Here is a 20,153-nt window from a genome sequence, read left to right as displayed (position 1 = left end):
TACTTGGTTGATAATGATGGTAAATTCATTGGCCTTGGAGGCAAACAAGTGACCCTTGATATTACCAAGACTCAAGGAACCTTAACTATTGCCAACAACGACAAAAATCGAGGCACTTTTGATGTTGTCATTACCAATCTCACCAATCCAGGGGGGATTACAGGTGTGCTCATTCCTGTATGGTCTGACCAAAATGGCCAAGACGATCTTGTTTGGCATAATGCTACAAAACAGGAGGATGGTTCCTATAAGGTGACGGTTTCTGCCAGCCAACACAAGTGGAATTCAGGCAAGTACATCGTTCACGGATATTTGACAGATGCATCGGGTAAGAATGTTGGTTTTGGTGCAACTTCTGTTGATGTGGTAGCTCCTAAGAAAATCGGTTCAGCCTCACGAGGAAACTATGATGTCTTTAATAAGATTGTTTATCTAGATGCGGGCCATGGTGGCTATGATCCAGGGGCTTCTTATTTTGGCATTTCTGAAAAGAGTTTGACCTTGGCTATCCAAAGTCGTGTGAAAGCTAAACTAGAAGCAGAAGGCTATCAAGTAGTCACCACTCGCACAAGTGATACCTATGTTGACTTGACGGATCGTTCACGTGCAGCTAATGCCTCTGAATCTGATATCTTCGTAAGTATTCACATCAATGCTTCAGGAAGTTCAGCAGCACAGGGTATTGAGACTTATTATTACCAACCTTATGCAGAATATCCATCACGTATTAATGCGACTTATCATGCTAATCCGACTCGTTTGAGCATGAGTGATACCTTGGCCAATGCCATCCAGTCTAGCCTGATTAATGCGACTGGTGCTCAGAATCAAGGTGTGAAACGTCAAACCTTTGCGGTCTTGCGTGAAACGACAGCGCCAGCAGTCCTTCTTGAACTTGGTTTCTTGTCAAATCCTCAAGAAGCAGCCCGTTTGAATACCTCTGCTTATCAGGAGACTTTAGCTAACGCAATTGTGGCAGGAATTAAGCGTTATTATTCTATTTATAATTAATAGATTGAGAGAATCTTAAGGTTCTCTCTTTTTTAATTTTCAAAGAGAGAAAACGCTTGCATAAACGAAAGCTAAATGGTATATTAAAAAACATGAAAACGTTAACAAAAGGAGTTTCTATGAAAAGAAATACTCAAGCTAATGATGAAAAAGTCCTTCGTTATAGCCTTCGCAAGTACAAGTTAGGTTTGGCTTCTGTAGCCATTGGAGCTATTTTTTTGAGCTTTGCTGCTGTTCAAGGAGTCAAGGCAGATGAAGCAGTGTCAACGACCGAATCAAGCACACAGGTAGAACCAGCTGATTCGAGTCTTACTACCAGTGGTCTAGTAACTGAAACGCCAGCAGCTCCTGTAACAGCTGAGAGTACCTCTGTTTCCAAGGCAATGAGCCAGTTTCTCTTCCAGAAGAAAATACTAGCCCTACTGAGACTACCAAGCTAACTGAAACTAGCGAAAACACGCCAAAAACAGTAAGTACTAGTAATAGTCAAGCTCTTACGAATGCATCTGAGGATCCTATTGCTGAGGGGTCTATTCGCTTGCATTTCCAAGAGTTGCCAAGTCCAGACAAGTCATCTCTTGGTCTTTGGACTTGGGATGATGTTGAGACACCATCATCTCAGAAGGGGGCCTGGCCGACAGGGGCAACCTCATTTGCTGAAGCCAAACAGGATGATTATGGTGTCTATTTAGATGTGAAATTGTCTTCAACACCTAAAAAACTTAGCTTCTTGATTAATAATGCCGCTGGAACGAACCTTTCAGGGGATAAAGCAGTCGAAATTCTTAGCCCTCAAATGAATGAGGCCTGGATTGACAAGGATTTCCAAGTTTACAGCTATCAACCTATCCCTCAAGACCACGTTCGTATCAATTATTTCCGTACGGATGGCGACTATAGCAATAAGTCTGTCTGGTATTGGGGTGATGTTAAGGACGCTCCAAGCAATTGGCCTGATGGTGTCAATTTCCAACCGAATGGTAAGTATGGTGCCTACTTAGATATTCCACTAACACAAACGGCAAAATCGATAGGATTTTTACTCTTAGATGAGAGCAAAACTGGAGATGATGTGAAAATTCAACCAAATGATTATAAATTTAGTGACTTGAAAAAATCTCGTCAGCTTTTCGTACGAGATACTGATCCGACAGTCTACACCAACCCTTACTTTGTCAAGGATGTGCGTTTGACTGGGGCTCAGCAGCTTAGTCCAAGCCAAATCGAACTTAGCTTCACCAACTTAGACGAGGTCTCTTCTGAGGATATTCTCAAAGACCTTAAGGTGACGGATAAGGATGGTAACAGTGTCACTCTTAAACAGCTTGACTTGAATGCTAAACTCAAAAAAGCTACATTAACAGGTGATTTTGCTGCAGAAAATCTGCCTTACAAGGTCACTTTGGGCAGTGATAGTTTTAAAACATCTGAGAGCTGGCAATTAAAGGATGCCCTCTACAGTTATGATGGTGAGTTGGGTGCTCGACTAGAAGAAAATGGTACTAAGGCACATGTGACACTTTGGTCACCAAGTGCTGATCAAGTAGACATTATTGTCTATGATAAGAATAATCAAGACAAGGTGCTCGCTGAACATACTCTAAGCAAAGGGCCTCGAGGTACTTGGCAAGCTGACCTCCTTGCGACTGATTTTGGCCTTGAAAACTTAACAGGCTATTACTATCAATACCGCATTAAACGTGGAGATCAGTCAGTAATTGTTCTTGATCCTTATGCGAAATCTCTGGCAGCTTGGAATAGTGACGATGCTAGCAAGGGTCCTGAACACAAGATTGCCAAGGCTGCCTTTGTAGATCCTGCTAATTATGGACCAAAAGATCTTGACTACGCTAAGATTCCTAACTTTAAGTCTCGTGAAGATGCTATCATTTATGAGGCTCATGTCCGTGATTTCACCTCTGACAAGGCTATCTCAGATGAATTGAAGCACCAGTTTGGTACTTTTGCAGCCTTTGCGGAGCGTTTGGATTATCTTAAAGATCTTGGTGTTACCCATATTCAGCTTTTGCCAGTATTAAGCTACTATTTTGTCAATGAAATGCAAAATGGGAAGCGTTTGGATGCCTACGCTTCAAGTAATAGTAACTACAACTGGGGCTATGATCCACAAAACTATTTTTCTTTGACGGGTATGTATTCTGAAAATCCAAGTGAACCAGGTAAACGGATCGAAGAATTCAAGAATTTAGTTGCGGCTATTCATGCCCACGGTATGGGCGTTATCTTGGATGTGGTCTATAATCATACAGCCAAGACAGCTATTTTTGAAGACCTTGAGCCAAATTATTATCACTTTATGGATGCTGATGGTACTCCTCGTTCGAGTTTTGGTGGAGGGCGTCTTGGAACAACTCACTATATGAGCCGTCGTGTCTTGGTTGATTCGATTGCTTATTTGACTAAGGAATACAAGGTAGATGGTTTCCGCTTTGATATGATGGGTGACCATGATGCTGAAAGTATCGAGCAAGCTTACCATGCTGCACGTGCCCTTAATCCAAACCTTATTATGCTTGGTGAGGGCTGGGTGACTTATACTGGCGATGAAAATAGCCCTGTTCAGCCTGCCGATCAGTCTTGGATGAAAGATACTGATACCGTAGCTGTATTTTCAGATGATATTCGAAACACCCTCAAATCAGGTTATCCAAACGAGGGGACACCAGCTTTCATTACAGGTGGCAAACGTGATATTAATAAGGTTTTTGACAATATCAAGGCACAACCAACTAACTTCGAGGCTGATTCTCCAGGTGATGTGATTCAATATATTGCTGCTCACGATAATTTGCCCCTTTTTGATATCATCGCCCAATCAATCAAGAAGGATCCAAGCAAGACTGAGAATAATGCTGAAATTCATCGTCGCTTGCGTCTAGGAAACCTCATGGTCTTGACTGCTCAGGGAACACCATTTATTCACTCTGGTCAGGAATACGGCCGCACCAAACAGTTCCGTGATCCTGCCTACCGTTATCCTGTGTCTGAGGACAAGGTGCCGAATAAGTCCCATTTCTTAGTGGATGAAAAGGGCAATCCATTTGATTATCCGTACTTTATCCATGATTCTTATGATTCTAGTGACGCGGTTAACCATTTTGACTGGACTAAGGCTACTGATACTAAGTTATTCCCAGAAAATACGAAAACACGTGCCTTTACCAAAGGATTAATCGCTTTACGTAAGTCTACAGATGCCTTCAATTTTAAATCAAAAGCAGATGTAGATGCACGTCTAACGCTATTGACAGTTCTTGGTCAGGACAATGTCGCTCAAGAAGATTTGGTATTAGGATACCAAACTGTTGCTTCCAATGGAGACCGTTACCTTGTCTATGTCAATGCTGATAGCAAGGCTCGTCAGTTTAATTTGAGCAAGATTACAAATGGCCTATCCTATCTGGTTTTGGCAGATGGCAGTCAAGTCAATCTATCCGGCATTAGTGAGTTATCAGGTGTGACAATCAACAATCACATCTTGACCTTGGATCCACTAACAGCGACTATTATTCGTTTGACCAATGCTCAGACGCCAACTGCGGCAGTAGATCAGCCTTCTGAAAGGAACGGGTCATTTGCTGATAGAGATACTGAGTTAACAAAAACAACTGTTAAAACCTCAAGTCAAGAGTACCTTGTTGGAGATGCTGAACTTGTTAATCATGGCAATGGTCAGGCTAAGACTGAAGCTAGTCGTCAAACTGATAAGCAACTGCCATCCACTGGTGAAAAGACAAATCGTGGACTCTTTTTAGCAGGTCTTCTAAGCATTCTTAGCCTAGGATTCCTTAGAAAACGACGGATGAAATAATAAGTGACAACAGGTTATTTCCTGTTGTTTTTCTTTTATTTAGAATCATTCTTATCTGCTCTTTAGAATAGTTCTTAAATAGGCTAAAACCGTTGACAGTGCAGGTTTCTTCTGTTAGTTTAGAATTATGTTCTCTTACATACGAGAGATCATTATTGACTTATCATCGTTCGTTTTTCATAAACATGAAAGCGGCGATTCACATATATATCGACAGATGTCGCACACTATCTTGAAAATAGGAGGCATTCATGAAAAAATTAAATAAACTTGGTGTTGTTCTTTTAGCATCAGGTCTTTTGTTAACAGCTTGTGCCAAATCTGGTAATTCAAGTAATTCAAGCTCAACTAGCTCAAAACTCACAGCCAGTGAGCAAAAGCAATTGAAGCAGGCTACAAGTGATTACAAGACTTTCATAGAAGGCGAAATTGATCAGCTTTTGAAAGATACTGAGGGATTCAGTGAAACCCTCAAGTCAGGAAATCTTGAAGAAGCTAAGAAACAATACCCATTAGTTCGTATGGCTTACGAACGTTCAGAACCAATTGCAGAAAGCTTTGGTGAGTCTGATGTGAAAATCGATTACCGTTTGGTAGATTACATGGATGAAAATAAATCAGAAGACGGCTGGTCAGGTTTCCACCGTATTGAACGCATCATGTGGCAGGACAACACGACGGATGGGACTGCGACTTATGCAGATCAATTGGTTAAGGATATCAAGGAACTCAAGGCTAAAATTGCAACTGTTAAAGTTACTCCAGATATCATGTTGACAGGTGCTGTTGACCTTCTTAACGAAGTAGCCACTCAAAAGATTACAGGTGAAGAAGAAGTCTTCTCACACACTGATCTCTACGACTTCCGTGCCAATATTCAAGGGGCTGAAAAAATCTTTGAACTCTTCAAACCATTGATTGAGAAGAAAGATGCTAAGCTTGTGAAGACTTTGGAAACAGAGTTCAAGAATGTGAATGGACTTTTGGACAAACACATGATTGATGATAAAAACTATAAGTCTTATACTGATTTGAGTGAAACAGATACTAAGGAATTGGCCGAAGCGGTGACCAAACTTGGTGAACCATTATCACAAATGGGTGTTATCCTAGATGGGAAATAAGAAAAATGACTGACGAAAAATTTTTAAATCGAAAAATGGACCGTCGTGAATTTCTTAAAAAAGCAGGTATTGGAGGGGCTGGTCTTGCACTTGGTCTTTCTGGTGCATCTGCTTTTTTCGCTAATCAGGATAGTTCAAGTAAAAAGGCTTATGATGGTGATGAAGATATCACTTTTTATGGTAAGCACCAGGCTGGGATTACGACGGCCATGCAGAAGGCTTGCTACTTGGTGGTATTAGATCTTCACACGACGGACAAAAAAGAAGTCATCCAGCTCTTTAAAGACTGGACCGATTATAGTAGTAAATTAGTCGAAGGGCAGTTGGTTCAAAAAAATGGTGCCAATGGGTTCTTACCACCAAAAGATACAGGGGAAACGGTCGGACTGAACCCCTATCGCTTGAGCCTGACGTTTGGTGTCTCTGCTAGCTTTCTCAAGAAATTAGGTTTGGAATCTAAACGTCCCAAGCTCTTTCGTGATTTGCCTCCTTTTCCAAAGGAGCAGTTGCAGGACAAATACACTGGTGGTGACATCGTCATTCAGGCCTGTGCCGACGATGAGCAAGTAGCCTTTCATGCGGTCCGAAATCTCATCCGCAAAGGTCGTAATAGCATCACTATGAAGTGGAGCAAGTCCGGTTTTGCAGCCATCGGTGACCGCAAGGAAACGCCTCGAAATCTCTTTGGTTTCAAGGACGGAACTGCTAATGTTACGACAGAAAAGGAATTTGACAAGGTTGTCTGGACTGACAGTAAGGATTGGATGAAGGGTGGTTCTTACATGGCTCTTCGCCTAGTCCAAATGCATCTGGAAACTTGGGACCGGACGAATTTGCAGGAGCAGGAAAATACTTTTGGTCGCTACAAGGAGTCCGGTGCTCCATTTGGGAAAACCAACGAATTTGATGAAGTAGATTTATCTAAACTACCAGTAGATTCACATGTTCGCTTGGCAAAAGAGCTAAATCTCCCTATTTTACGGCGGTCTTATTCCTATTCGGATGGAATCGATGAGAGAACAGGGCAATTTGATGCAGGCTTGATTTTTATCGCTTTTCAAAAAGATCCAAATAGTTTTGTTAAAATTCAGACCAATCTTGGTGCTGTAGACAAGATGAACGAGTACATCACCCATATCGGTAGCGGGCTATTTGCTTGCTTTGCTGGCGTGGAGAAAGGAGGCTACCTTGGTCAAGCACTCTTTGAATAAACTCCTCGTTTTGGTGGGGCTACTGGCCTTATTCTGGACTTATCCAGTAGCTGCTGAATCCTATAGTGATCTCTATATCAAAATCACAGATGCAACAACAGCTGTTCAAAATAAAGATCAAGCTAAAGCTAAGGAATTGGTTGGTGAGATTAAGTCCGATTTCGAAACTAAAGAAAATCACGATTCCAAGGCTGGTAAAGAAGTCAGCAAGGCTCTTGATATTAAGGGCGATGTAACAGAAGAAGATTTAACCACTATCTCGTCAGCCCTTCTTAAATTTGAAAAAGAGCAAAATCCTGTTGACTTAGACGCAGAGAAGGAAAAACTAAATACTCGCCTTGAGCCATATTTCAAGAACTTACAGGATGCCATTACGGCTAAAGACCTAGCCGCGACCCGCAAAACTTACGGTGAATTAAATAATGCTTGGACACGAAATGAAGCTGTTGTCCGTGACCATAGTACTGCTTACTACGGTAAGATTGAGACGGCTATTTCACTTCTACGAAGCAGTATTGAGACGGAGCCTACTGATTTCACCAACATCCAGTCATCTTATGATGACCTTAAGGGTGGAATTGATGACTTCATCAAGGGCGTTCCTCTTGATAGTACAAGCTCAAGTTTAACCCTTAATGATGGTATTAAACTCTTGAAAAAGGCTCTAGGTCAATTCCAAGCAGGTGATGATAAAACAGCTGCGGCAACTATGAAGAAGTTCATCACTATCTGGCCAACCATTGAAGGAGATGTAAGCACAACTAATCCTAGCCTCTATACACGTGTGGAGAGTGAAACGCCTGTTATCATGGTTAAGGGGAAAGAAAAGGCTTATCAAGATAAACTCCAAGCCTTAATTACAGATTTATCTGCTATCGATACTAGCGCTTCTTATAATGCCTTTGATGCCATGTTGATTCTCTTGCGTGAAGGAGTAGAAGCCCTCCTCATCGTTATGGCCCTTGTGACAACTCTTAAGGCAGCCAAGATGCGTAAGGGACTCAAATGGGTTTATGGCGGAGCCCTTGCTGGTGTTCTTGCCAGCGCAGTTATAGCTGTTATCTTGCAAGTTGTCTTTCCAGCTGTGACCTCTGGGGCTAACCGTGAAATTATTGAAGGTGGCGTTGGTATCTTTGCAGTTGCGATGATGATTCTTATCGGAATATGGCTCCACAGCAAGTCTTCAGTTAAACAGTGGAATGACTTTATGGATCGTCAGATGAGGGCGGTGACAGCTACCGGAAGTTTTGTGTCAATGTTTGCCCTCAGTTTCTTGGCTGTTTTCCGTGAAGGTGCCGAGACAATCCTTTTCTATGTTGGTATTATCCCACGTATCACGACAGCTAATTTCTTGATTGGTATTGGTTTAGCCATTGCAGTTCTTGTTATCATTGCTGTAGCTATGACTAAAGCGAGTCACTATATTAAACCACATCGTATCTTCTTTATTTTAACTTGGTTGATTTATGCCCTGGCCTTTAAGATGCTCGGTGTCAGCATTCATGCCTTTCAGTTGACTAATATGATGTCTAATCATTTGATTAGTGGTTTCCCAACCATTGATTGGGCTGGTATCTATCCAAGCTTGGAAGTCTTGATTCCACAACTGATCTTTATTGTTATTATTGCCTTTGTGACGGTGAAACAGCATGGTAAGAAATAAGGATGAGATGACAATTGTTGAGCATCTGGTGGAATTTCGGAGACGCTTCATTGCAGTAGTCATTTGCTTTTTCCTAGTTTTTTGTATCACCTTGTTGTTCGCCGGGGAGCTCTATGCTTATTTGACAAGAGGATTTGACAAGCCTTTGTTAGTTCTAGGACCTAACGATATTCTTTGGATTTACATTAATCTAGCAAGTCTCATGGCTTTTACGGTCACTTTGCCTTTCACGACCTACCAGATTTGGCAGTTTGTGAAACCAGGTTTGAGGGACAATGAAGCTCGTGCAATCTTTGCTTATATACCTGCAACTTTTGTCTGTTTTGTATTGGGCTTGGCTTTTGGCTATTATTTTGTGAGTCCAGCTATCTTAGAAGTGCTTTTAAAACTAGGCGAAGGGCTCTTTAATACACAAATTACAGCGCAAAACTACCTCAGTTTTTTACTGCATACGACAGTGCCTTTGGCTGTTCTCTTTGAACTTCCCGTAGTTGTGAGTTTTTTGACATCTATCGGCATAATAACACCAGTTTTTCTGACACACTATAGACGCTATGCTTACTTTATTCTCTTAGTTTTGGCGGTCATTCTGACACCAGCTGACTTTATTAGCGACTTGGCCATGACGGCACCCTTAATCTTGCTTTATGAAGTTAGCGTAACGCTTAGTAAGCTCATTTATAAACGTAAACAAAGAAAATATAAAGATAAATAGAAAGGAAATCTCATGGGAATTCTACGTGATATCGGAGCCCCAGGACTTATCATCATTGTCCTAGGAGCCCTCCTCATCTTTGGTCCTAAACGCTTGCCAGAACTTGGTCAATCTATTGGTAAAATGCTATCCGAATTTAAAGCGGCTGTAAATAAGACCGATGATGATAAAAAAGACGAAGAAGACAAGACTAAAGACTAGGATCTCTACTTAGTGAATATCTTCAAGTTTCTTGACAATTATAAGCTTTTATGACATAATACTCTTGTATTGAATAGTAAGTCTATATCATAGGCAAGAAAAGACCCCAAGCTAACTTCCACATAAGCTCGGGGTCTTTTTTAGCACTATCTATCCTTGTTTAACCACTTGTCGATTAGACGAAGGATAACACCGACCACAATAGGTCCGATGATAGTTTTGAATAGTAAATCCATCATAGGCAAATTCACCTCCCTTCGTAGGCGGTGTCGAGGTGCCAAGGGCTATTATATCATAGATTGATAGAGTTATGGTTAGTGAGTATCAGGAAGTAAAAGTTAAAAGGTAGTTTGATCAAGCCATACAAAAAATCAGCTCAGGAAGGCTGATTTTTTGTGCTTACAAGCTGATACGTTTTTCTGTTTCAGCGTCGAAGAAGTGACCTTTAGCAACGTTGAAAGTAAGGTTAACTTTTTCACCTGGATTGTGGAAGTCACGCGCATCAACACGAGCAGCAAATTCAGTTTCTCCAAGTTTTAGGTAAAGCATTGTTTCTGCACCGAGGAGCTCTGAAACAACGACTTCAGCATCAACATTGGCATCTGGATATACTTCTTGAACGATTGGACGGCTTGAAACATCTTCAGGACGGATACCAAAGATAACTTCTTTACCTTGATAACCAGTTTCTTTCAAAATTTTAGCTTGACCTTCAGAAATTGCAATATCCAAGCCTTCAGAGTTAGTGATACGGTTGCCATCAACTTTGACATTGAAGAAGTTCATAGCAGGACTTCCGATAAATCCGGCAACAAATTTATTGGCTGGCTCATTATAAAGTTCTTGAGGTGTACCAATTTGCTCGATACGACCGATAGTACCAGAACCATCAGGGTTCTTAGTAGAACTCATGATAACGATACGGTCAGCAAGGGTCATGGCTTCTGTTTGGTCGTGGGTTACGTAGATGGTAGTTGCCCCAATATTACGAGTGATTTTAGCAATTTCGGCACGCATGGTAACACGAAGCTTAGCATCTAAGTTTGAAAGAGGCTCATCCATGAGGAAGACTTTAGCATCACGAACGATGGCACGTCCCATAGCTACACGCTGACGTTGACCACCAGAAAGGTCTGCCGGCTTACGATCTAAGAACTCAGTCAAACCAAGGCTAGCAGCAGCTTCACGCACACGTTTGTCGATATCGTCTTTTTTATATTTACGAAGTTTAAGACCAAAGGCCATATTTTCATAAACAGTCATGTGTGGGTAAAGGGCGTAGTTTTGGAATACCATGGCAATGTCACGGTCTTTTGGTGATTTGTCATTAACCACTTCACCATCAATATAGAGTTTACCTTCTGTGATTTCTTCAAGTCCAGCAACCATACGGAGAGTTGTAGATTTACCACATCCTGAAGGCCCTACGAAAACGATGAATTCCTTGTCTTTAATGTCGATACTAAAATCTTCGACAGAGTAGTGAGTTGCATTTGGGTATTTTTTGTAAATTTTATCCAGTTTAAGAGTTGTCATATCATTTATCCTTTATTATTTAACTGATCCGCCGGTTACACCTTCAACATAGTATTTCTGCATGAAGATAAAGAGAAGGGTGATTGGGATGGCGATGATAATAGCACCTGCGGTAAATGGAAGGAACCATTCATTGATAGCGTCTTGGTTAAGCATTTGATAGAGTCCAAGGGCAACAGTATATTTATCTTTAACGTCACCGAGGATAACAGATGCAAAGATGAAGTCTACCCAAGGTCCCATGAAGGCCATGAGGGCAGTGTAGACGATAATTGGTTTAGAAAGTGGCAAGGTAATCTTGGTAAAGATTTGAAGACGAGTTGCACCGTCAATCATTGCTGATTCATCCAATGAGTAAGGAATGGTGTCAAAGAACCCTTTGGCAATGTAGAAACCAAGAGCTGCCCCAGCAGAATAAACCAAAACCAAAGATGTCAAGGTTTGTGTCAAATTGAGGGCTTTCAAAATGTAGTAGACCGCAATCATTGACATGAAACCAGGGAACATGTTTAGCACAAGTGCCAATTTCAAGAAGCCATTTCTGTGTTTGAATTTAATACGGCTAAGTGAGTAGGCCATCCCAACGGTAATCAAAGTTGAGAGGATACATGTACATGTGGCAACGATGAAGGTATTGATGAACCATTTTCCAAATGGATAAGCATCGCTGGTAAAGAGTTTGATGTAGTTATTAAGAGTATAAGTCTTAGGGAAGAAGTATGGTACCGCATTAGCTCCTTCACCACGGAAACTTGTAAGGAAGATCCAGAGAATCGGAATCAACCAGATGACAGCTAGAACTGTCAATAGGATATAAGTACCAGTTAGGTAAAGATTTTTCTTACGTTTCATTATTTAGCAGCCCCTTCCTTGAATGAAGATGATCTTGTGTAGGCCAAGAGACTGAATGTTGCAGAGATGGCGAAAATCAAGATACCGATGACAGATGCCAAGTTGTAGTCTTTAGCGCTAACAGTCAGTTTGTAGAGCCAAGTTACCAAGAGGTCAGTTGAACCCGCTTGATAGTATTCAGAATTAGTAGGTCCACCACCAGTAAGGAAGTAGATAACGTTGAAGTTATTGATATTACCGATGAATTGTTGAATCAAAGATGGCGCCATAATCAAGAGAATTTGTGGGAAAGTAATGCTCTTGAAAATTTGGAATTTACTTGCTCCATCAATTTCAGCTGCTTCAATCTGCTCAGTTGGCAAGTTCATGATGATACCAGTTGCGACCAACATTGTGAATGGAATACCAATCCACATATTAACCAAGATAATAGAGAATTTAGCCCAAACTGGATCAGTCAAGAATGGAATCGGACCACTTGTAAGATGCAAGGTTTGAAGCAAACCATTCAAAGGACCGTGGTCATTAAGGAAGTTACGCATCAAAAGAAGTGATACGAACTGAGGAACAGCGATAGTAATAACGAAGAGCGTACGCCAAACTTTCTTGAATTTTAGCCCCTTAGTGTTAAGCAAGAGGGCAAGGACAATACCGAAGAAGAAAGTAGTTGCTGTTGCGGCAACCGCCCAAATCAAGGTCCAAGTCAAAAGTGGGAAGAAAGTACCAGCCATACGACCTTGTAGGACTTCACCAAAACTTGCAAAGCCAACCCAGTCGAAAAGTGATTTAGGAGCTGGGTGATTGTGGTCAAAGTTTGTAAAGGCCAAACAAATCATGTAGATCAAAGGCAAGATGGTGAAGAGTAAAACACCAATCAATGGGATAGACATTAGCCCCATGTGGAAGCGACCATCGGCCAAGGTCTTAAAGTCTTCAATAAAGTTAGGTACCTTACGACCTGATTGCTTAAGAGCCATGAGATGGCGAGCACTTTTAAGGTTACACCAGTAAATATAAGCAAAGACTGCACAGAAGATCACTGAAGCAAGACCAAAAATCAACATGAGCATCGAGTTATCTCCAGCAACTTGCACAGTTAGCTTGATACCATTAACTTCTTTAATAGCTTCACCCTGTTCTTGAGTACCCAAAGTTATCATGCCTTGGAGAGCAGGGACAATTTGGATGACGAATGCCGCTAAAAAGGCAATCTCAGAGAGGAGGAAGAGCAATCCCTTGGTGAACTGTTTGTTGACCAAGTTTGCCAATCCCATTACCAGAAAGGATAATTTGACATCCCATGTACCCTCTTTGAAGACCTGGCGCATAGGAGTTGTGTCGTAGATTGTTTGTGACATAGATATCTCCTCAGATAAATGTATGATTAGTGATGTTTTTATTTTGTCTATAAGTCATAGATAAAGAGGCTAGGACCTTCACCTGCCTCTTTACCATCTCATTTGTAGGTTTCTTATTTAGCTGCTGCCAAATCTTTATCAAACTGTTGTAATTTAGTAAGGAATTGATCTTCCTTGATTTTACCGTTATAGGCATCACTCATAAGAGCAGCACTTTCAGTCCAGAAGACTGACATTTGACTGAGTTTAGGCATAACAGTTGTGTATTGGTCAGATGAACCCATCGTAATGACAGCTTGTGCAAGAGCATCCTTTTGAACGGCTTCAGAAGCTTGAACTTCTTTGTTAGCTGGGATGATATGACGTGATTCAGTAGTGAATTGGTTATTTTGACTGTCTTTGCTTGTCAAAGCTTGTGCCAATTGGTAAGAAGCAGCAATACGTTCAGCGTTACCTTTAGATGGTGTTTGGTTAACTGCGTAAAGTTTTACACCCATGAAGGCTTTTTGTTGAACGTCTTGCCCACCGATATTAACTGTTGGGTAAACAGCAACACCAAGATTGTCTTTACCGACAGCTTTAGCAGCTGCAGCGTAGTCCCATGGTCCTGATTGGAAAGCATCAACAGAACCATCTTCGAATTTAGCCATCATGTTAGCTGAATCAACATTAACAAATCCTTTGTTGTCTTTTTGAGCTGCGATGAATTTAAGAACGTTCACACCAGCTTCGTTACCCCAGTTTGTCCCTTTCACATCTTCACCATTTTGACCAAAGAGTGTGTCACCAACTGAAAGGAAGAGAGGACCAGTTACATAAGCATTAACTTCTTTCAAGTTGCTACCAAATTTTGCTTTAGAAGTGATTGTTTCATATGATTTGACATCTTCTTCATTAAGCTTAGACTTATTGTAGTAAGTAACTTGTGTTTCGATACCATATGGGAAGGCGTAAGTTTTACCTTCAAGTGATTTGTTTTAAAAAATTAATTTTTTGCAATCGCTTGCAAAAATACTTGAAGTTCTCTGCTTAAATGCTATAATATTACCTTGATAGTAATTATATTGGGTAATTCTCCCACTTCAGCAAATTAGATTATGAATAGAAACGAGAGGGATATACATGGCTACAATTAAGGATGTTGCCAAGAAGGCTGGTGTCAGCCCTTCGACAGTGAGTCGAACGTTAAAAGATAATCCGGCTATTTCAGAAGAAACCAAGATTAAAGTCAGAGCGGCTATGGATGAATTAGGGTATGTTCCTAACATAGCTGCGCAAGTATTAGCGACTGGCTTAACACACAGTTTAGGTGTTATACTCCCGCCTTTAACAAATCGTGAAAATATTAGCCAACCCTTCTATATGGAAATTCTAACAGCGATTAACGAAGAAGCTAGTTGTAATTCTCAGGTTGTCAGCATCGCTACAGGAGCAACTTTAGATGAATTGGTTAAGCAGGTTAAACTGATGCATCGTCAAAAACGTGCAGATGGATTTATCATCCTCTATTCAGAAACAAAAGATCCTGTTAAAGATTATCTCTTAAAAGAAAAAGTACCTTTTGTAGTAATTGGAGCAGCAGTGGATAATACCAATAAAGTCACTTATATTGATAATGATAACAAGGCAATAGGTCAAGAAGCAGTTTTTTATCTAAATTCAAGAGGTCACCAAACCATTGGCTTTGTCACTGATGATCTTTTTGGTCAGGTAGGCCAAGAGCGTTATCAAGGTTATAAAGATGCTGTTAGTGAGTTGCATATAGAAAGCTTACCTGAACTTGTTTTCTCATCTCAGACGATTGATTCGTTTAAAAAGCACTTGCGAACTTTTCTACCTACAGCATTGGTTGTTAAAGATGATCTTGTTGCCCTTCGGCTTATCCAATGGGTAAACAATCAAGGAATAAAGATTCCGAAAGATTATTCTATTATCTCCATTAACAATTCTTCGTTTGCAGAAATCATGCATCCTTTCTTAACAACCTATGACATTAACATTCAGGAACTGGGAAAAGAAAGTGTTCGCAAATTAGTTGCTATCCTGAAAGATGAAAATACTAAGCCTCAGAAAGTAACTATTCCCTTCCATCTCATTGAAAGAGAAAGTGTAACATCTATATAAAAGGATCATAAAAAAATGGTTAGACAGAACTAGTTCCGACTATTTTTTATATTCGAAGTTGACGTATTTTTCAGAAAACTAAGAGCCTGTGTATCTAAAAAAGCTATAATTTAGATATGAAAGCGTTTATTTCACGAACATTCATTCAAAAAAATATAAAAAATCCCATTTTTTTGTTAAAAACTCTTGACTTATGCAAGCGTTTGCATTATAATCATAAGTGTAAAAAATAATTTGAGGTAAACTTTATGAACAAACGAGCAAGCGGTGTTTTGATGCACATCACATCACTACCAGGTGACTACGGGATCGGTTCTTTCGGTCAAGCAGCCTATGACTTTGTTGATTTCTTAAAAGAGACAAAACAAACTTACTGGCAGATTTTGCCACTTACTACAACAAGTTATGGGGACTCACCTTACCAATCATTCTCAGCGGTAGCGGGAAATACACACTTTATCGATTTGGATTTCCTTATTCGTGACAAATTTTTAACTAAAGCTGATGTTAAAGATGCTGACTTTGGGTCAGATCCTGAGTTTATTGACTATGCTAAAGTGTACGAAGCACGTCGTCCAATCCTTGAAAAAGCAGTAAAAGCTATCTTGGCAGATAAAAAGAAGCTAAAAAATTCCAAGCTTTTAAAACTAAAAATGCTAACTGGTTAGCTGATTATGCTGAATTTATGGCTATTAAAGAACACTTTAATAACAAAGCTCTTCAAGATTGGGATGATAAAAAAGCTGTTAAACGTGATAAAGCTACTCTTGCTAAACTTCGTAAGGAACTTGCTGAAGTGATTACTTATCACGAAGTAGTTCAATACCTATTCTTCAGTCAATGGGCTGAACTTAAAGCTTATGCCAATGAGAATGGTATTCAAATCATTGGTGACATGCCAATTTACATCTCAGCTGATAGTGTTGAAGTTTGGACGCAACCACATCTCTTCAAACTAGATGCAGAGTGTAAACCACGTTACATTGCCGGAGTTCCACCAGATAACTTCTCAGCTACTGGTCAGCTTTGGGGTAACCCAATCTACGCTTGGGATAAACACAAAGCTGAAAATTATGCTTGGTGGGTATTCCGTATCCAAGAATCATTCAAACTTTATGATTACTTGCGTATTGACCACTTCAAAGGTTTCTCTGACTTCTGGGAAATTCCTGGTGGAGATGAAACTGCTGAAAATGGTGAATGGGTTCCAGGACCTGGTTACGATCTTTTCAAAGTGGTTAAAAAAGAATTGGGTGACCTTAACATCATCGCCGAAGACCTTGGAAATATTGATGATAAGACACGTCAACTTCTTGCAGACTGTGGCTATCCTGGAATGAAGATTGTACAATTTGGTTTCTATGATACAACTGGAAACAGTATTGACATTCCACACGTCTACACACAACACTCAGTTGCCTATACAGGTACACACGATAACGAAGTGGTTAACGGCTGGTATGACAATTTGACGCAAGAGCAACGTGATTACACAGATGCATATATCAACCGTCGTCAAGGTGAACCTATCACGCGTGCCCTTCTACGCACACTCTTTGCAACAGTAAGCAACACAGCCATTGCGACGATGCAAGATATTCTTGATAAACCTGAAAATAGCCGTACCAACTTCCCTAACACTGTTGGGGAAAACTGGAAATGGCGTATGCTTCCAGGTGAAATCACTCTTGATAAGAAAGAATTTTTGACTGATATTACAGAAAGATATAATCGTGGTAATAACTAAAATGGCTACATTTACAAATTATGTTGAAGCAAAAACAAAAATCTTAAAGACCTTTCAAACGAAGAAATTTACTATCTTTTGTTGGAATTCGTAAAAGAAGCAGCTGCACCAAAACCTAAAAATGATAGCAAACGTAAAGTTTACTATATCTCAGCTGAATTCTTGATTGGTAAATTGTTGTCTAACAACTTGATCAACTTGGGCATCTACAAAGATGTTAAAGCTGAATTAGCTGCTGCAGGTAAATCAATCAGCGAAATTGAAGACGTTGAACCAGAACCATCTCTTGGTAATGGTGGTTTGGGACGTTTGGCTTCATGTTTCATCGATTCTATGTCAACACTTGGCATCAACGGTGAAGGTGTCGGTCTTAACTACCACTGTGGTCTTTTCAAACAAGTCTTTAAAGATAACAAACAAGAAGCAGAACCAAACTACTGGATTGAAGACCAATCATGGTTGGTACCAACAGACATTTCTTACGATGTTCCATTCAAAAACTTCACTTTGAAATCTCGCTTGGACCGTTTGGACATCTTGGGTTACAAGAAAGAAACTAAGAACTATCTTAACCTCTTTGATATTAATGGTTTGGACTATGGTTTGATTGAAAAAGGAATTACTTTTGATCAAGACGAAATCCAAAAGAACTTGACACTTTTCCTTTACCCAGATGATTCAACTCGTAAAGGTGAGCTCTTGCGTATCTACCAACAATACTTCATGGTATCAAATGCTGCTCAACTTTTGATTGACGAAGCTATCGAACGTGGATCTAACCTTCACGATCTTCCAGATTACGCTTACGTACAAATCAATGATACTCACCCATCAATGGTTATTCCTGAATTGATCCGTCTTTTGACAGAAAAACATGGATTTGAATTTGATGAAGCAGTGGCAATCGTAAGCAAAATGGTTGGTTACACAAACCACACTATCTTGGCTGAAGCCCTTGAAAAATGGCCTCTTGACTACCTTGAAGAAGTTGTTCCACACCTTGTTGTTATCATCAAAAATTGGATGCTATCATTCGTGAAAAATTCGAAGATCCACGCGTTCAAATCATTGACGAACACAACCGTGTTCACATGGCACACATGGATATCCACTTCTCTACAAGCGTAAATGGTGTTGCAGCACTTCACACAGAAATCCTTAAATCTTCTGAGTTGAAACCATTCTACGACCTTTACCCAGAACGCTTCAACAACAAAACAAACGGTATTACATTCCGTCGTTGGTTGGAATTCTCAAACCAAGAACTTGCTGATTACATCAAAGAATTGATTGGTGATGGTTACCTTACTGACGCAACACAATTGGAAAAATTGGCTGCCTTTGCAGATGATCCAGCAGTTCACAAACGTTTGGCTGAAATCAAATATGATAACAAGTTGTCACTTAAACGTTATCTTAAAGCCAACAAAGGTATCGATCTTGATGAAAACTCAATCATTGATACTCAAATCAAACGTTTCCACGAATACAAACGTCAACAAATGAACGCTTTGTATGTCATCCACAAATACTTGGAAATCAAAAAAGGAAACCTTCCAAAACGTAAAATCACTATTATCTTTGGTGGTAAAGCAGCTCCTGCTTACGTTATTGCACAAGACATCATCCACTTGATCTTGTCACTTTCTGAGCTCATTAACAATGATCCGGAAGTAAGCAAATACCTCAACGTTCACTTGGTTGAAAACTATAACGTTACAGTCGCTGAACACCTTATTCCAGCAACTGATATCTCAGAACAAATCTCGTTGGCTTCTAAAGAAGCTTCAGGTACAGGTAACATGAAATTCATGCTTAACGGTGCCCTCACTCTTGGTACAATGGACGGTGCCAACGTTGAGATTGCTGAATTGGTAGGACCAGAAAACATCTTCACGTTCGGTAAAGACTCTGATACAATCATCGACCTTTACGAAAAAGAAGGTTATGTATCACGTGATTACTACAAAAAAGATGCTAACATCAAAGCAGCTGTTGACTTTATCGTAAGCGAAGATCTTGTTAAACTTGGTGATAAAGAACGCTTGGAACGTCTCCACAAAGAACTTATCTCTAAAGACTGGTTCATGACATTGATTGACTTGGCTGAATACATCGACAAGAAAGAAGAAGTATACGCAGCTTACGAAGATCAAGATGCATGGAACAAAAAAGTTGTTTACAACATCGCTGAAGCAGGATTCTTCTCATCTGACCGTACAATCGAACAGTATGACAAAGACATCTGGCACACAAAATAAAAATCTAGTTGCATAGAAGGAAACAAGATCGGCTCTTTGTCAACTGTAGTGGGTGACGAAAAGCTAACATCTAGAGAGAACCTGATAGGTTTTCTCTTTTTGTATGTTCAGAGTGATGAAAACACGCTTCCTAAAGTTAATAAAGTTTCTAAAACCGAAGCCCAGACGTTTAATATCTTTGATAAGCTTATTGGTGCCCTCCAATTTTGCATTTGAGTAATGTGTTTCTAGCGCATTTTTGATGTATGGTTTGTGTCTAAGGAAGGTCCTAAAGACAGTTTTGAAGTAATGATTAACCTTGCTTATATTCTCCTCTATGAGCTCAAAAAACTCATCTACCCTCTTCTCCTGAAAGTGAAACAGCAACAGCTGATAGAGGTTATAATAATTAGCGAGTTCTTCTGAGAAATTCAGTGTCTTCTTAACGACTTCATGTGGACTTAAGGTTTGACCAAAGGTCTTCGAGTGAAATGACTTACAAGATAACTTACGGCTGTCCTTTTGGAAGAGTCTCCAGT

The 20,153-nt window shown here is 40.2% G+C and carries 13 protein-coding genes and 4 pseudogenes; 11 read left to right on the top strand and 6 right to left on the bottom strand.

Going from position 1 to position 20,153, the window contains the following annotated elements; translation table 11 throughout:
• From HSISS3_RS04735 to HSISS3_RS04705, 8 genes are all read left to right on the top strand, one after another.
• A partial coding sequence (locus tag HSISS3_RS04735) for an N-acetylmuramoyl-L-alanine amidase (protein ID WP_205618667.1) occupies positions 1 to 1,011 on the top strand: 1,011 nt, incomplete at its 5' end.
• A gap of 119 nt (positions 1,012 to 1,130) precedes the next feature.
• The gene (locus HSISS3_RS12495; protein ID WP_021151895.1) at positions 1,131 to 1,451 is read left to right on the top strand and encodes a YSIRK-type signal peptide-containing protein; all 321 of its coding nucleotides are present in this window, start codon (positions 1,131 to 1,133) and stop codon (positions 1,449 to 1,451) included.
• Between the two features lie 98 nt (positions 1,452 to 1,549).
• Complete coding sequence (locus tag HSISS3_RS04730) at positions 1,550 to 4,843, top strand: pullulanase (RefSeq protein ID WP_021151894.1); 3,294 nt, start codon at positions 1,550 to 1,552, stop codon at positions 4,841 to 4,843.
• 251 nt (positions 4,844 to 5,094) lie between these two features.
• The gene (efeO, locus tag HSISS3_RS04725) at positions 5,095 to 5,967 is read left to right on the top strand and encodes an iron uptake system protein EfeO (protein ID WP_008534615.1); all 873 of its coding nucleotides are present in this window, start codon (positions 5,095 to 5,097) and stop codon (positions 5,965 to 5,967) included.
• A 5-nt stretch (positions 5,968 to 5,972) separates the two neighbouring features.
• The gene (gene efeB, locus HSISS3_RS04720; RefSeq protein WP_021151893.1) at positions 5,973 to 7,178 is read left to right on the top strand and encodes an iron uptake transporter deferrochelatase/peroxidase subunit; all 1,206 of its coding nucleotides are present in this window, start codon (positions 5,973 to 5,975) and stop codon (positions 7,176 to 7,178) included.
• Positions 7,156 to 8,841 carry an FTR1 family iron permease gene (locus tag HSISS3_RS04715; protein WP_021151892.1) on the top strand — a complete coding sequence of 562 codons (1,686 nt, stop codon included), beginning with the start codon at positions 7,156 to 7,158 and terminating at the stop codon, positions 8,839 to 8,841. Before efeB ends, HSISS3_RS04715 begins: the two co-directional genes overlap by 23 nt.
• Entirely contained in the window at positions 8,828 to 9,556 is a 729-nt protein-coding gene (gene tatC / locus HSISS3_RS04710; protein WP_042766964.1) for a twin-arginine translocase subunit TatC, read from the top strand. The genes HSISS3_RS04715 and tatC overlap by 14 nt, the downstream gene beginning before the upstream one ends.
• A gap of 12 nt (positions 9,557 to 9,568) precedes the next feature.
• Complete coding sequence (locus HSISS3_RS04705; RefSeq protein ID WP_008534622.1) at positions 9,569 to 9,757, top strand: twin-arginine translocase TatA/TatE family subunit; 189 nt, start codon at positions 9,569 to 9,571, stop codon at positions 9,755 to 9,757.
• A gap of 146 nt (positions 9,758 to 9,903) precedes the next feature.
• Here the strand turns inward: HSISS3_RS04705 and HSISS3_RS11605 are convergent, their stop codons facing one another.
• From HSISS3_RS11605 to HSISS3_RS04685, 5 genes and pseudogenes are all read right to left on the bottom strand, one after another.
• Entirely contained in the window at positions 9,904 to 9,996 is a 93-nt protein-coding gene (locus HSISS3_RS11605) for a type I toxin-antitoxin system Fst family toxin (RefSeq protein WP_004182539.1), read from the bottom strand.
• Positions 9,997 to 10,156: 160 nt separating this feature from the next.
• On the bottom strand, positions 10,157 to 11,293 hold the full coding sequence (gene ugpC / locus HSISS3_RS04700; RefSeq protein WP_002884983.1) for an ABC transporter ATP-binding protein: 1,137 nt from the start codon (positions 11,291 to 11,293) through the stop codon (positions 10,157 to 10,159).
• Positions 11,294 to 11,308: 15 nt separating this feature from the next.
• Complete coding sequence (locus HSISS3_RS04695; RefSeq protein ID WP_002889349.1) at positions 11,309 to 12,145, bottom strand: sugar ABC transporter permease; 837 nt, start codon at positions 12,143 to 12,145, stop codon at positions 11,309 to 11,311.
• Positions 12,145 to 13,503, bottom strand: coding sequence for a carbohydrate ABC transporter permease (locus HSISS3_RS04690; protein WP_008534626.1), 1,359 nt, complete (start codon positions 13,501 to 13,503; stop codon positions 12,145 to 12,147). Before HSISS3_RS04690 ends, HSISS3_RS04695 begins: the two co-directional genes overlap by 1 nt.
• A 113-nt stretch (positions 13,504 to 13,616) precedes the next feature.
• A pseudogene (locus HSISS3_RS04685) lies at positions 13,617 to 14,468 on the bottom strand (extracellular solute-binding protein); the annotation flags it as partial.
• Between the two features lie 157 nt (positions 14,469 to 14,625).
• Between HSISS3_RS04685 and HSISS3_RS04680 the strand changes: the two are divergent.
• From HSISS3_RS04680 to glgP, 3 genes and pseudogenes are all read left to right on the top strand, one after another.
• Positions 14,626 to 15,627 carry a LacI family DNA-binding transcriptional regulator gene (locus HSISS3_RS04680; RefSeq protein ID WP_021151890.1) on the top strand — a complete coding sequence of 334 codons (1,002 nt, stop codon included), beginning with the start codon at positions 14,626 to 14,628 and terminating at the stop codon, positions 15,625 to 15,627.
• Positions 15,628 to 15,875: 248 nt separating this feature from the next.
• Positions 15,876 to 17,374, top strand: a pseudogene (gene malQ, locus HSISS3_RS04675) (4-alpha-glucanotransferase).
• Between the two features lies 1 nt (position 17,375).
• A pseudogene (gene glgP / locus HSISS3_RS04670) lies at positions 17,376 to 19,635 on the top strand (glycogen/starch/alpha-glucan family phosphorylase).
• 70 nt (positions 19,636 to 19,705) lie between these two features.
• Here the strand turns inward: glgP and HSISS3_RS11600 are convergent.
• A pseudogene (locus HSISS3_RS11600) lies at positions 19,706 to 20,153 on the bottom strand (transposase); the annotation flags it as partial.

The organism is Streptococcus sp. HSISS3 (genome assembly GCF_000448605.1).
Taxonomy (GTDB): Bacteria; Bacillota; Bacilli; order Lactobacillales; family Streptococcaceae; genus Streptococcus; species Streptococcus raffinosi.
Note: the sequence above shows the minus strand (reverse complement) of the source record. Positions and strands in the feature narration are given on the sequence as shown.

What these genes read in the sequence shown, in the direction of transcription:
- HSISS3_RS04690 (WP_008534626.1), bottom strand. Translation starts at nt 13,503, where the DNA reads ATGTCACAAACAATCTACGACACAACTCCTATGCGCCAGGTCTTCAAA.
- HSISS3_RS04680 (WP_021151890.1), top strand. Translation starts at nt 14,626, where the DNA reads ATGGCTACAATTAAGGATGTTGCCAAGAAGGCTGGTGTCAGCCCTTCG.
- HSISS3_RS04695 (WP_002889349.1), bottom strand. Translation starts at nt 12,145, where the DNA reads ATGAAACGTAAGAAAAATCTTTACCTAACTGGTACTTATATCCTATTG.
- ugpC (WP_002884983.1), bottom strand. Translation starts at nt 11,293, where the DNA reads ATGACAACTCTTAAACTGGATAAAATTTACAAAAAATACCCAAATGCA.
- HSISS3_RS11605 (WP_004182539.1), bottom strand. Translation starts at nt 9,996, where the DNA reads ATGATGGATTTACTATTCAAAACTATCATCGGACCTATTGTGGTCGGT.
- efeB (WP_021151893.1), top strand. Translation starts at nt 5,973, where the DNA reads ATGACTGACGAAAAATTTTTAAATCGAAAAATGGACCGTCGTGAATTT.
- efeO (WP_008534615.1), top strand. Translation starts at nt 5,095, where the DNA reads ATGAAAAAATTAAATAAACTTGGTGTTGTTCTTTTAGCATCAGGTCTT.
- HSISS3_RS12495 (WP_021151895.1), top strand. Translation starts at nt 1,131, where the DNA reads ATGAAAAGAAATACTCAAGCTAATGATGAAAAAGTCCTTCGTTATAGC.
- HSISS3_RS04705 (WP_008534622.1), top strand. Translation starts at nt 9,569, where the DNA reads ATGGGAATTCTACGTGATATCGGAGCCCCAGGACTTATCATCATTGTC.
- tatC (WP_042766964.1), top strand. Translation starts at nt 8,828, where the DNA reads ATGGTAAGAAATAAGGATGAGATGACAATTGTTGAGCATCTGGTGGAA.